We start from the raw sequence: 13111 nt of genomic DNA, 5'->3' as shown, positions 1-13111 counted from the left end.
ATTCCGTCTAGCCGACGCTCATGATCCACTCATGCAGCATTCACGCCCGCTCGGTCGCCGGCATTCTCGCCATCCTGATCGCCTCCCCCGCTTTCGCCGACGAGGCGCCCGCCAAGGACGTTGCGCCGGAGGACGTGATCGTCTCCGCGCCCGTCGCGCGCAACGAGATGGATGTATTGCAGGGCACGTCGGTCCTTTCGGGCGACACTCTCAACCGCGAACTCCGCCCGACGATCGGCGAGACGCTGGCGCGCCTGCCGGGCGTATCGGCGACCTCGTTCGGCCCCAGCGCCTCGCGCCCGATCCTGCGCGGCTTCCAGGGCGATCGCATCCGCGTGCTGACCGACGGGATCGGCTCGGTCGACGTATCGAACACCTCGGTCGATCACGCGGTGGTGATAGATCCACTGCTTGCCGAGCGGGTAGAGGTACTGCGCGGCCCCTCCGCGTTGCTCTATGGCTCGTCGGCGGTCGGCGGCGTGGTCAACGTGATTGATTCGCGTATCCCGCGCGTGATGCCCGAGAACGGCTATCGCCTGAACGCGATCGGCAGCTATGCGAGCGCGGCGAGCGAACGCTCGCTGGGCGCGGCGGGCGATGTGGCTGTGACGAAGAACCTCGTGCTCCACGCCGATGGCTCGTATCTGAAGGCAGACGATCTGCGCATCGGCGGCCATGTCCTGTCCCCGCCCGCGCGCGCGGCGGCGCTGGCGGCGGCCGAGGCCGATCCCACCGATCCGGTCGATTTCGCCGCCTCCGCCCGGCTCAAGGGCCGGTTGCCGAACACCGCGGCGGAAACCTGGACGGCAGGCGTGGGCGCCGCGCTGATTACCGATACCGGCTCGCTCGGCGTGTCTTACAGCCATTACGACAGCCTTTATGGCGTGCCGATCCGCTATGCGACCGAGCCGGGGCAGGAACAGGAGGCGCCGCGCCTCTCCGTCGTCCAGAACCGTTTCGATCTGCGCGGCGAGGTGCAGACCGGCGGCGGCTTCCTCGATTCCATCCGCACGCGCGTCGCTTATGCCAATTATCGCCACTACGAACTGAGCGAGGATGGCGCGATCGGCACCGCTTTCTACAACAAGGGGCTCGAAGGGCGGATCGAATTTCTCCAGGCCAATCGCGGCGGCTGGAGCGGCGCGAGCGGCGCGCAATATTTCAGCCGCCAGTTCAACGTCGTCGGCGACGAGGCGTTTTTGCCGCGCAACAATACCGAACAGGTCGGGCTTTTCACGCTCCAGCAATATGAAAGCGGCCCGTTCAAGGCCGAAGGCGGCCTGCGCTTCGAGCATACCGGGCTTGCCGCGCAAAACCCGCTGGACGATCCGCGCTTCTTCCATGGCACGCGCAGCTTCAACACCCTCTCCGGCTCGATCGGCGCATCTTATGGCATCGCGAGCGGCGTGCGCATCGGGCTGAACGGCTCCCGCACGGAGCGCGCGCCATCGGATGAGGAATTGTTCTCGAACGGCGCCCATGCCGGCACCCAGGCCTATGAATTCGGCAACCCGAATTTCCGCACCGAGAAATCATGGGGGCTGGAGGCGACGCTCCACGCGCACGGCGAGGGCTTCAGCCTTGATGCCTCCGCTTATTACAATTGGTTCGACGACTACATCTACGAGAACCAGACGGCGCAGGCGGTGTGCGCCGCCGCCGCAGCGCCATCGGGGCGGAGCGTTGATTTCCCGTGCTTCCAATATGCCCAGGCCAAGGCGCGCTATTACGGCTTCGAGATCGACGCATCGAAACGGCTGGCGACGATCGGCGAGCACGCGATCAACGCCGATATCCTCGGCGATTACGTCCGCGCGACGGTGGTGGACGTAAGCCCGGTGCCGCGCATTCCTCCGCTGCGCGTGCTCGGCGGGCTTGAGGCGCAAAGCGATCGCTCAAGCGCGCGCGTCGAGGTGGAGCATGTGTTCCGGCAGAACCGGATCGCCGCTTTCGAAACGCCCACCGCCGCTTATACGATGGTCAACGCCTCACTCTCGTTCAAGCCGTTCGCGGATAGCAAGCGGACGAGCATCACCATCGCGGCGAACAATATCTTCGATGTCGATGCGCGCCGCGCGGCAAGCGTGCTCAAGGATTTCGCCCCGCTCGCTGGGCGCGATATCCGCGCCACGCTGCGCGTCGGGCTCTGATCGGACGGCCCGGCTCCTCCCCCATTCGCCGGGAGGAGCCGGTTGCCTTCAGCGCGGGCCGCGCCAGATCTTCAGCCGCGCATCGGGCTCAAGCCCGCCCTGATGCGCCGGGCAGGTGGCGTAGGCGAACTTCTTGTCGAGGCACAGCCACACTTCGTCCAGCCAGCCCTCGCGGTTGGCGGTCACGCGCATCATGTCGGCGCGGATGCCCGGATTGGCGCGCGCCATCGCCGCGGCGAACTGCCCCGCGGTGAGCGGGCGGCGCGACAGCGCGTTCATATCGGGATAGCGCAATTTGGCGTACATGCCGGTCGAGCGGCGGAAATAGCTCGCGGGCGTCTCGCCCGGCATACAGGTGCCGTGCTTGGCCCATTCGTGCTGAAGCAATTGCGCGGACGGGGTGGAGCAGAGGTTGGCGGCGAGCACCGCGCGGGGCACGATATTGGTGACGGTGCAATATTGCGGCCAGTCCTTGCCCTCGCCATCGGGCCACAGGCCGTGCAACACGAAGCCGAAGCGGTTCGCGCCGCATTGCATCCGCGCCTTGGGATCATGCATCCGCGTGCGGCAATATTGCGGGGACCAGCTTATCGCCAGCGTATAGCTGCCGATCGGCAGCACGCGTTGCGGCTCGCGCTCGCTCGGCAGGTCCGGCAGCGGCGGCGCGATATCGCCCGGCACGACGCACCGATTGGCCTGCGCCCCCGCCATGCCCGGCAGCGCGACGGCGGCGGCCGCAACCAGCAGCACGCGATTACGGATCATGCTACGTCTTCTCCATCAATCTTTTCGCCGAACCACCGCCTGGCGTCAGGCCTGAACAACAGCACCGCCGCAGCGACGTAAAGCGCGGGCGCCACGATCGCGAGCAACACCGGCAGCGCGAACGCCCCCTTCATCAGCATGACGAGGTTGCCGGCGATTCTCAGCACCGAAAATGCGGCCAATACGACAACCACCCATTTCGCCGCCGTGCTGGGCCTACGCGCGGTGAAATACCACAGCGTCACCGCGATCACGATGCCGGTCACCATGGCCGCCGGCACCAGCCATTGCGCGCCCGCCGCCAGCGGATTGGCGCTCAGCGCCGCGCGCTGCACCTGCCACGTCAGCGCCGAGACGATAAGGCCGAGGATGAACGACGCGATGTAAAGCTGTTCGTAGCGAACGATCGACGGTGGACGCTGCATGTGATTCCCCCTTTTATCTTCGCAAGATATCGTCGCGCCACGCCCGCGCAAGGCCGTCACGCGGGCGCGAAATCCAGCCCGATATCGGCGGCGGGCGCGGATTGGGTGATCCGCCCCACGCTGACATAGGTGACCCCGGTTTCGGCGATCGCGCGGATCGTTTCCAACGTCACGCCGCCCGATGCCTCCACCGGCACGCGCCCGCCGATCAGCGTCACCGCGCCGCGCAGCGTCGCCCCGGTCATATTGTCGAGCAGCAGATAGGTCGCGCCCGCCACCAGCGCCGGTTCGATCTGATCGATCCGATCGACCTCGACGATGATCTCGGGGATCGCCGCCGCCTTCGCGCGCCGCACCGCCTCGCCCACGCCGCCCGCGATCGCGACGTGATTGTCCTTTATCATCGCCGCATCCCACAACCCCATGCGATGGTTCTTCGCGCCGCCCATCCGCGTGGCGTATTTCTCCAGCCGCCTCAGGCCGGGAATAGTCTTGCGCGTATCGAGCAGGGTCGCGCCGGTGCCGGCGATGCGATCGACATAAGCGCGCGTCAGCGTCGCGATGCCCGACAGATGCTGCGCGGTGTTGAGCGCGGATCGCTCCGCCGTCAGCATCGCCCGCGCGCTGCCCTCCAGCCGCATCAATTCGGTGCCGCGCGGCACGGTCGCGCCGTCCGCCACCAGCAATTCGATCGCCACATCGGGATCGAGCGCGCGAAAGAAGGCGGCGGCGATTTCCAGCCCAGCCACCGTGATCGCATCGCGCGTGCCCATCACCGCGCGGAATCGCGCCTCCACCGGGATCACCGCGTTCGAGGTGACATCCCCCTTGTCCCCCAGATCCTCGGCAAGCGTGGTACGGACGAAGGCGTCGGTATCGAACCCATCAAGCACGAACATTACGGCAATGTCTCCTCGGGCGCGACGCCCCACAAATGATCGGTCTCGACGAAGCCGGCGCGCCCGTTGACATCGAACCGGCACCAGCCGCCACCGCATTGGCTCACCCGCCCGACCACGCCCGGCTCGGCTCGCCACGTCACCTTGCCGCCCGCCGACGGCTTCTCACGCAGTTCCACGATCTCTCCCAGCACCAGCGCGGTGCGGCGCTGGCTGACCATCTTGCCCTGCATCCAGCCCTGCACGCCCGCCGGGTCTTCAACCTTGCGCCAATCCTTGAAAGCATCGACCACGCGCACCGGCAGATCGGCGCGGACATACAGCCAGGTCGCCGGATAGCTCCGCCCCGGCCCGCTGCGCATCCGCGCGCGCGACGGCGCGATCGAGGCGAAATACGGCGCCTTCTTCGGCTGATCGGCAGCGATCGCGCTGTGCACGGTCAGCCCGCCCACCATCGCATCGCCCGCGATCAGCGCGCCCGCCGCCGCCATGGCCATCAACACCGGCACCCGTCGCATCTTATTCCCCTGTTGGCAGACGATATCGACCTTTCACGCTTCGCCCGACAGATCAATGCCGTTGACGCCGGCCAAGCCGTTCGCCAAGCCCCATTCATGGTCGAAACGCGTCGCTGCGCCAATCCGAAGGTGATCGTCACCCGCGAACTTCCCGACGCGGTGATGGATCGGCTGGAGGCGCTGTTCGACGCCACCAACAACCGCACCGATCGCGCGATGACCCGCGACGAGCTGGCGGCGGCGATGCAGTCATGCGACGTTTTCGTGCCGACGATGACCGATACGATCGACGCCGCGCTGATCGAAGGCGCGGGCGAACGGCTGCGGCTGATCGCCAATTTCGGCGCGGGGGTGAACCATATTGATCTGAAGGCGGCGCGCGCGCGCGGCATCATCGTCACCAACACGCCCGGCGTGCTGACCGAAGACACCGCCGATATGACGCTGGCGCTGATCCTTTCCGTCCCCCGGCGGCTGGCCGAGGGCGAGAAGCTGGTGCGATCGGGCCAGTGGACCGGCTGGAGCCCCGGCGGGATGCTCGGCCATCGCATCGGCGGCAAGGCGCTGGGCATCATCGGCATGGGGCGCATCGGGCAGGCGGTGGCACGGCGCGCGCGCGCCTTCGGCCTGTCGATCCATTATCACAACCGCCATCGCCTGCCCAAGGTGGTGGAGGCCGAGTGCGGCGCGCAATGGCACCCCAATCTCGATGAGATGCTGGGCGCGATCGACATCCTGACGATCCACACGCCGCTGAACGACGACAGCCGCGACCTGCTCGACGCGCGGCGCATCGCGCTGATGCGTGCCCACGTCTATCTCATCAACACCAGCCGTGGCGGCGTGGTGGATGAGGATGCGATGGTGGCGGCCCTTGCGGAAGGGCGGCTGGCCGGCGCTGGGCTGGACGTGTGGCGGCACGAGCCGGAGATCGACCCGCGCCTGCTCGCGCTTTCAAATGTCGTGATGACCCCGCACATGGGCTCAGCGACCTATGAGGGGCGTTTCGCCACCGGCGAGAAGGTAATCACCAACATCCGCATGTGGGCGGATGGTCACCGCCCGCCGGATCAGGTGCTCGAAGGCTGGGCATAAGGCGGATCGGCGAATACCCGCCCTTGGCGCCCGGCGGCGCCGGCGCGCATGTTCAGGCGGCCACCGGCTCCCTGCCCCCCGCCCCCATCGCGGCCACGAAGCGGCGGCAGTGGAGCAGGCAAAGCTCGTCATGGCTGGCGGCGGCATCGTCACTCAGCGTGCGAATCGCGCGAACCGCCTCCTGATAGGCGCGGCGGGTGTGATAGAGGCGGTCTCGGGCCAGGCTCATCGCACGTCTCCTTTCGGGCGGTGCTCAGGCATATAGGCCGCGAATGCGTCACCGCCATGTCAGCGCGGTTACGCCACGGAAATATTGTCGCGCGGCTCAGCGCAGCCGATCGAGCCAGTCGGCCAGCATCCGCCGCCCGGCGTTCACCGCGAGCGGGCCGAGCGTCGCATGATCGCCGCGCAATCCGGCCGCGGTCAGCCCCGCCGCAGCGATCATCGTCCCGCCCTCATCCACCCAAGTCTCGAAGCGCGGGTCTTCGCCCATCTCGGCGTGGAATTGCAGCGCGAGCACGTGATCGCCAAGCGCGAAGGCCTGATTGGCGTAGCGCGCCGTGGAGGCCAGCCGCCGCGCGCCCGCCGGCAGATCAAACGTATCACCATGCCAGTGCAGCATCGCCACCCCGGCAAGATGCGCGAGCGGCGACTCCATGTCGAGATCGGCCAGCGGCGCGAATCCCAGTTCCGGCCCGCTTCCCGGATAGACGCGCGCGCCCAGCGCGGCGGCGATCATCTGGCTGCCGAGGCACACCCCCAACGTCGGTCGCCCCGCCTCGATCCGCGCGGCGATCCCCGCAATCTCCGGCGCGATCCACGGATGCTCGGGCGTGTCATACACCCCCATCGGGCCGCCCATCACCACCAGCAGATCGGGCGCGATCATGTCCAGCGCCGCGAAATCGGCGGTGCAGGCGGGCACCCGCTCGATCACATAGCCCGCCGCCTCGATCGGCGCGCGATAGCCGGCAAGCCCCTCATAGGCGACGTGACGGACGACGAGTGCGCGTTTCAGCGGCTCAATCCCCGGTCAGGATGCGGTCGACGAGCTGCTTCACCGTGGGCACGAAGCCGTTCGAATAGAATGGATCGCGCTTGAAGTTGAACGCGGCGTGCCCGGCGAACATCAGATTCTGATCGGTATCGCCGCCATGCGCGATTTCCTGCAACGTCTTCTGGATGCAGAAGCTGCGCGGATCGGCGAGCCGCCCGGTCGAATTGGTTTCGGTATCCGCCCAGCTTGAGAACAGACACTGGCTGAGGCAGCCCATGCAATCGGCCTGATCCTTGCGGATTTCGGTCTTTTCGGTCGGCGTCACGAAGACGAGCGTATTGTCAGGCGTCTTCAGCGCATCGGTGAAGCCAGCGCCGAACCATTCGCGCGCGCGCAGCAAATCATTGCGCGTCACCCAGAAATTCTTGCCCTTCACCCCCACGTCGAGCTGGAAGACGTGATCGCCGGCCTCCTGCGTCGAAAAAGCGATCTGCCGGTCCGAGCGCGCCTCAAGGCTGCGCAGGAACGGGTTGCGCACGGCGGAGGAATAGAAGCCGGTCGGCGAGAATTTGTGGAGGAGGACATCGCCCTCCTCGATCGTCATCAGCCGCTCTTTCCAGCCTTCAGGGATCGGGCTTTCCCTGGTCAGCAGCGGGCGCGTGCCATATTGGAAGGCGATCTGGCCGAGTTCGGGATTGTCGATCCAGTCATTCCAGTCCCGCAGATACCAGACGCCGCCGGCCATCACGATCGGGGTGGAATCCGGGATGCCGCCCTCGCGCATCGTTTCGCGCAGCGCCTTGACGCGGGGATAGGGGTCTTCCGGCTTCAGCGGGTCTTCGGCGTTCGACAGGCCGTTGTGCCCACCGGCGAGCCACGGGTCTTCATACACCACCGCACCGAGCAGATGCGCCACCTTGGAATAGGCCCGCTTCCACAATGCGCGGAAGGCGCGCGCCGACGAAACGATCGGCAGATAATGAACATCGTAGGACGCCGCGATTTCAGAGAGCTTGTACGGCATCCCCGCGCCGCAGGTGACGCCCGCCACCATGCCGCGCGTCCGTTCCAGCACGCCGTTCAGCACGCGCTGCGCGCCGCCCATTTCCCACAGCACGTTGATGTTGATCGCGCCCTTACCGCCGGCGATCTCGAACGCGCGGCGAACCTGCTGCACCGCGCCCTCGATCGCATAGGCGATCAGTTCCTCGTGCCGCTCCCGCCGCGTCAGCGCCTTGTAGATCTGGGGAATGATCTTGCCCTCGGGATCATAGCTGTCGGCGTTCACCGCCGAAACCGTGCCGATACCGCCAGCCGCCGCCCAGGCGCCCGCCGACGCATGATTGGTCGCCGCCACGCCTTTCCCGCCCTCGACGAGCGGCCACACTTCGCGGCCGTTATAGACGATCGGCTTCAGACCCTTGAACACGGTAGTTGGTCACCTTTCGGACGTAATTTCGCCCGCTATAGCGAATGGCCGGGCGGAAGCGAGCAAATTGAATCGTGCTTCAGGCACTCAATGCGCCCGGCCTTCCCATCGCGCCTTCATATAATGCCGCGTAGCGCGCGATCATCACCGCTTCGTCGAATTCCGCGCGCGCCTTCGCCTGATTGGCGGCGCCGACCCGCGCGCGGAGCGCCGCGTCATCCATCAGCGGCTGGATCGCATCGCGCAGCATCACCTCGTTCGCCTGCCCGGCGATGAAGGGGAAGTTCTCCGGCGCGATCATGCGCGGCACGTCGCCCACCGGCGGCGCGACGATCGGCAGCCCGGCGGCCATCGCCTCCACCACCGAGATCGGGAATTGCTCCGAGCGCGAAGACAAAGCGAGCAGATCGAAATGCCGCATGTAGCGATAGGGGCGATCGAGGAAGCCCGGCATCACCAGCCTGTCGTCGATCCCCATCGCCATCGCCGCGCGCTCGATCGCCGCGCGTTCCGGCCCTTCGCCGACGATAACCAGCCGGTATTTGCCCGCCAGCCCGCCGACCGCGCGCACCAGCGCGGGCAGATCCTTCACCGCGCGCAGGCCGGCGACGGTGCCGATCACCACCTCCTTCGGCTTGCGGACGAAGCCGGGGATCGCCTTCGGCTCGGGATCGCCGGCATAAGCCATGGTGGCGATGCCGTTGACGATGCGATGGACCTTGCCGCGCGGCTGCTTCCATGTCTCCAGCGCGATCCGCTCGAGCGTTTCCGAGGGCACCGCCAGCGCATATGCCGCGCCCAGCGCGAGCCGGCGATAGAGGTTGCGCTCGCGCTTCAGCCCGCCGGCTTCATCCTCGTTGAAGCCATCCTCATGGTGGACGAGCGGCGGCACCTGCCTTCCGAACGCGCGCCGCGCCATCGCCCCGTCGATCGCGCCCCAATTATACGTCAGCACCAGATCGAACCCGCGCATGTAGCGCGCGATCGCCTCATAGCGCGCCACCGAAGGCCGCCCCGCGAGCGGCGGCGGATTCTGCGCGATCTCGTAGCGAACGCCTTTTTCGATCCGCGCCTGCGCGCCGTAGCGCCCCTCCATCGACGACACGATCACATGCCGCGCGCGATCGCCGAACGCGTTCATCAGCCGCACCGCGCGCGCCTCCTTCCCGCCGAGATCGAAGGTCGAGTGGAGGTGGAGGATGCGGATGGGCTGGGCCATGAGACAGCCGTAAGTGGCGGACGCCATTTCGCCAAGCCCGCCGCGCGCGCGAATGCCAACGCCGTCATTCCCGCGAAGGCGGGAATCCATTCGCACAGATCGGGGAAAGAGGCGTGAGGTAAGCACGAATGGATTTCCGCCGTCGCGGGAAACGGACGGGGTGCTGCTAACCAACCGCCCCCTTCGGCACATGCGTGATCCGGCACGCGAGGTCCGCCTCGCCGCTCGCCACGATCCAGTGATCGCCGGCATCGACCATGCCCGTCGTGAAGACGATATTGTCGAGATACATCCGATCGCGATGCGGCTCGGTCAGCGCCGGGTTCGGCTCGATCAGCGGCCCCTCCCCGCTCGCGATGACGCGCCACGGCTCGTCCCGATCGAGCAGCGTCCAGTAAGTGCGATAGATGCCGACCATGCCGTGCGGCTCCACCCCATGCCACAGGCTGAGCCACCCCGCGTCAGTCCGCACCGGCGGCGCGCCGCCGCCCATCCGCGCGCTCGCGATGGTCGCGGCGTGCGGGCGGATGCCGGGATGGTCGCACGGCTTCCAGTGCAGCGCATCGGGCGAACTGGCGAGGTTGATCGACGGCCCCGCGCGCCATTCGCTGCCGGGGGGATAGGCGAAGTAAAGCTCGCCCAGCGGCCGGGTCTGCGCCCAGTAATGCCCGCCGATCAGCCCTTCGAAAATCAGCATGTCCTTGTTCTGATGATCGAGGACGATGCCCTCCAGCTTCCAGTCCAGCGCGTCCGCGCTGGTATAAAGCGCGGTCGCCAGCCGTTCGGGGCTGACCGAACAGGCGGTCATCAGGAAACGATCGCCGACACGGCTGATCCGCGCATCCTCCACGCCATAGCATTGCCACGATGCGCGCGGGCCGATCGCGCGATCATAATGCACCGCCTCCACCCGCCGCCCGTCCGCATCCAGCTCGACCGGCAGCAGCCATGAGAGCGAGGTGAGCGCGATCACCCGCCACCCGCCGCCGCGCATCGCAAAGGCGCGGGGATCGGCGGTATCGACGAGTTGCAACGGCCACGGATCGAGCCGGCATCGTTCGCCGTCCCACCGCATCGAGCGGACATGGCCGTCGACGATCGGCTCGGTCAGCGCCTCCGCCACGCGCACCATCAGCAGGAGGTTGCCGTTGGCGAGCCGCGTCATCCCCGGATTGAACGCGCCGAGCACATGAGTTGCCGCCTCCACCTTCCCGGCAAGCGGCGATCGCGCGAGATCGACATCGTCGGGAGTGAAAATCAGATGGTCGATCGGGAAGGTCATGGCGGCTTTCGGGGTTCACCCCGAACGACGCCTCACACGCCCGCGGGTTCCCGCTCGGCGCGCGCCAGCAGCCGGACGATCGCTTCATCCACCCCCGGCTCGTCCAGCGTCGGGGCATGGCCGATCCCCGCCACCGTCAGCAGTTCCGCATCGGGCAGCGCCGCCACCATGCGATCCGCGATCGTGGCGGAAAGAATGTCGGAATTGCCGCCGCGCACGATCAGCACCGGTGCATTGCCGAGCGCCGCGAGCGCACGCCACATGTCCGGCCCGGCCTCCGCTGGCGGCACATGAAATGGCTCGGCGATCTTGAGATCGTAATCGAGCACGATGCGGCCCGCGCTGTTCAAGCGATAGAGGCGCTTGGCCATCGCCAGCCAGTCCTCGATCCGCCACGCGGGATAAACATCGGCATTGCTTTCCGCCAGCGCGTGCGCGGCGTGCACCCAGGTCGGCCACACGCTCGACTTGCCGACATAGCCCGCGATCCGCGCCGCGCCGGCGGGGTCTATCTCCGGCCCGACATCGTTGAGCAGCGCGCCGGCGATCCGCCCCGGCACCAGCGCCGCGAGCAGCATCGTCACGATCCCGCCCAGCGAAGTGCCGATCGACACGAAACGATCAATCCCCGCCGCGTCGAGCAGCGCGATCACATCCTGCGCGTAAGTGAGCGGGCCATAGCTCATCGGGTCTTTGGCATAGGCGCTCTCGCCGCGCCCGCGAAAATCAATCGCGATCACCCGCCGCGCGCCCGAAAGCCGCCCGGCCAGCACCTCGTAATCGCGCGCGTTGCGGGTCAGCCCCGGCAGGCACAGCACCGGCAGCGCGCCCGCGTCGCCCGGATAATCGCGCGCATGGAGCTTCAGCTCGTCCTTCGACCACCAAAAGAGATCCTGATAGGCGGCCATGCTTGAACCTTCGTTGCGATCCGCCCCATATCGCCGGATGCCCTTCGACCCGCAAGCGTATCGACCGGAACAAACGCTCCTTTCGCTGGGGGAGCCATTCTACGATCCGGTCACGGCGGCGGATTTCCCCGAAACCCGGCTGCGTTTCCGCAACGATCGCGCCGCGCGCGAAGTGGGGCTGGATAGGCTGAGCGACAGCGAATGGATCGCGCATTTCGGGCGGTTCACGCCGCTTCCCGGCACGCTGCCGCAGCCGCTGGCGCTGCGTTATCACGGCCATCAGTTCCGCGTGTACAATCCCGATATCGGCGACGGGCGCGGCTTCACCTTCGCGCAGCTCCGCAACCGCGACGGTCGGCTGATGGATCTTGGCACCAAGGGATCGGGGCAGACGCCGTGGAGCCGCTTCGGCGACGGGCGGCTGACGCTGAAGGGCGGCGTGCGCGAGATACTGGCAAGCGAGATGCTGGAGGCGCTGGGCGTCCCCACCTCGCGCAGCTTCTCTCTGATCGAAACCGGCGAGGCCCTGCAACGCAACGACGAGCCATCGCCCACACGCGCGGCGGTGTTGGTGCGATTGAGCCACGGCCATATCCGCATCGGCACGTTCCAGCGGCTCGCCTATCTGCGCGACGCGGAGGCGATGCGCCGGCTGGTCGGCTATGTGCTGCGCGAACTCTATGGCGAGGATGGCGACGATCCCTTGCGGCTGCTCGATCATGTCATCGCGCGCACCGCCACGCTCGCCGCGCGCTATATGGCGGCGGGGTTCGTCCATGGCGTGCTCAATTCGGACAATATCAACATCACCGGCGAGAGCTTCGATTACGGCCCGTGGCGGTTCGCGCCGACGTGGGAGCCGGGGTTCACCGCCGCCTATTTCGACCATGCCGGGCTCTACGCCTTCGGCCGTCAGCCGGAGGCGATCCACTGGGATGCGATGCAACTCGCGGTATCGCTGCGCGTGCTGGCGGAGGCGGAGCCGATGATCGCGCTGCTCGATACGTTCGGCGATCGTTATCAGCCCGCGATCACCGACGCATTGCTGTGGCGGCTGGGGCGCAAGCCGATCGACCCGGCGAGCGATCGCGCGCTGGTGCAGGCGATCGAGCGTGCCTTGCGGGCGAGCGGCACGGGCATCGACCGTTTCTTCTTCGATGCCTTCGCGCAGCCGCTGCCGGCGGAATATGGCCCGGAATGGGACGAAGCCCGCGCTTTGCTCGATCGCCATGCCCCCCGCGCGGCGCGCGATCATGCTTATTGGCACGGCGCCCCGTGCGCGATGCTGATCGACGAGGTGGAGGCGATCTGGTCGCGCATCGCCGATGCGGATGACTGGTCCGCGCTTGACGCCAAGGTGGCACACATCCGGGAAATGGGCGACGCGCTGGGCCAGCTTGTCGAACCCCGGTGATCTTCTCTAC

At 67.1% G+C, this 13111-nt stretch carries 13 protein-coding genes; 3 read left to right on the top strand and 10 right to left on the bottom strand.

What is annotated here, in order from left to right:
- Nucleotides 1-20: 20 nt before the first annotated feature.
- A complete protein-coding gene (locus Q0316_RS06030) occupies nucleotides 21-2150 on the top strand; it encodes a TonB-dependent receptor (RefSeq protein ID WP_298670637.1) in 2130 nt (709 codons plus the stop codon).
- A gap of 48 nt (nucleotides 2151-2198) precedes the next feature.
- On the opposite strand, the gene Q0316_RS06025 is transcribed toward Q0316_RS06030, so the two are convergent.
- The 4 genes from Q0316_RS06025 to Q0316_RS06010 are packed head-to-tail and all read right to left on the bottom strand — an operon-like array spanning nucleotide 2199 to nucleotide 4757.
- Nucleotides 2199-2915, bottom strand: a complete 717-nt coding sequence (locus tag Q0316_RS06025; RefSeq protein WP_298670636.1) for a ribonuclease T2 — start codon at nucleotides 2913-2915, stop codon at nucleotides 2199-2201.
- Nucleotides 2912-3340, bottom strand: coding sequence for a hypothetical protein (locus Q0316_RS06020; RefSeq protein ID WP_298670635.1), 429 nt, complete (start codon nucleotides 3338-3340; stop codon nucleotides 2912-2914). The genes Q0316_RS06025 and Q0316_RS06020 overlap by 4 nt, the downstream gene beginning before the upstream one ends.
- A gap of 56 nt (nucleotides 3341-3396) precedes the next feature.
- Nucleotides 3397-4239: a carboxylating nicotinate-nucleotide diphosphorylase gene (nadC, locus tag Q0316_RS06015; RefSeq protein ID WP_298670634.1), complete on the bottom strand. Its 843-nt coding sequence runs from the start codon at nucleotides 4237-4239 to the stop codon at nucleotides 3397-3399.
- Nucleotides 4239-4757: an SH3 domain-containing protein gene (locus tag Q0316_RS06010; protein WP_298670633.1), complete on the bottom strand. Its 519-nt coding sequence runs from the start codon at nucleotides 4755-4757 to the stop codon at nucleotides 4239-4241. Before Q0316_RS06010 ends, nadC begins: the two co-directional genes overlap by 1 nt.
- 96 nt (nucleotides 4758-4853) lie before the next feature.
- On the opposite strand from Q0316_RS06010, the gene Q0316_RS06005 reads away from it, so the two are divergent.
- Nucleotides 4854-5852, top strand: a complete 999-nt coding sequence (locus tag Q0316_RS06005) for a D-glycerate dehydrogenase (RefSeq protein WP_298670632.1) — start codon at nucleotides 4854-4856, stop codon at nucleotides 5850-5852.
- A 52-nt stretch (nucleotides 5853-5904) separates the two neighbouring features.
- On the opposite strand, the gene Q0316_RS06000 is transcribed toward Q0316_RS06005, so the two are convergent.
- The 6 genes from Q0316_RS06000 to Q0316_RS05975 all read right to left on the bottom strand — a co-directional run bounded on the left by Q0316_RS06000 (nucleotide 5905) and on the right by Q0316_RS05975 (nucleotide 11687).
- Nucleotides 5905-6081, bottom strand: a complete 177-nt coding sequence (locus tag Q0316_RS06000; protein WP_298670631.1) for a hypothetical protein — start codon at nucleotides 6079-6081, stop codon at nucleotides 5905-5907.
- A 96-nt stretch (nucleotides 6082-6177) separates the two neighbouring features.
- Nucleotides 6178-6870 carry a glutamine amidotransferase gene (locus Q0316_RS05995; protein ID WP_298670681.1) on the bottom strand — a complete coding sequence of 231 codons (693 nt, stop codon included), beginning with the start codon at nucleotides 6868-6870 and terminating at the stop codon, nucleotides 6178-6180.
- A 4-nt stretch (nucleotides 6871-6874) separates the two neighbouring features.
- Complete coding sequence (locus Q0316_RS05990) at nucleotides 6875-8278, bottom strand: nitronate monooxygenase (protein WP_298670630.1); 1404 nt, start codon at nucleotides 8276-8278, stop codon at nucleotides 6875-6877.
- A 79-nt stretch (nucleotides 8279-8357) separates the two neighbouring features.
- Nucleotides 8358-9497: a glycosyltransferase family 4 protein gene (locus Q0316_RS05985; RefSeq protein ID WP_298670629.1), complete on the bottom strand. Its 1140-nt coding sequence runs from the start codon at nucleotides 9495-9497 to the stop codon at nucleotides 8358-8360.
- Between the two features lie 166 nt (nucleotides 9498-9663).
- Nucleotides 9664-10779: a glycosidase gene (locus Q0316_RS05980; RefSeq protein WP_298670628.1), complete on the bottom strand. Its 1116-nt coding sequence runs from the start codon at nucleotides 10777-10779 to the stop codon at nucleotides 9664-9666.
- A 32-nt stretch (nucleotides 10780-10811) separates the two neighbouring features.
- Nucleotides 10812-11687, bottom strand: coding sequence for an alpha/beta hydrolase (locus Q0316_RS05975; RefSeq protein ID WP_298670627.1), 876 nt, complete (start codon nucleotides 11685-11687; stop codon nucleotides 10812-10814).
- A gap of 37 nt (nucleotides 11688-11724) precedes the next feature.
- On the opposite strand from Q0316_RS05975, the gene Q0316_RS05970 reads away from it, so the two are divergent.
- Nucleotides 11725-13101 carry a protein adenylyltransferase SelO gene (locus Q0316_RS05970; RefSeq protein ID WP_298670626.1) on the top strand — a complete coding sequence of 459 codons (1377 nt, stop codon included), beginning with the start codon at nucleotides 11725-11727 and terminating at the stop codon, nucleotides 13099-13101.
- Nucleotides 13102-13111: the final 10 nt, after the last annotated feature.

The sequence above is a fragment of the uncultured Sphingomonas sp. genome (assembly GCF_937871615.1).
In the GTDB taxonomy this organism is placed as follows: domain Bacteria; phylum Pseudomonadota; class Alphaproteobacteria; order Sphingomonadales; family Sphingomonadaceae; genus Sphingomonas.
This window is presented reverse-complemented; position numbering and strand designations above follow the sequence as displayed.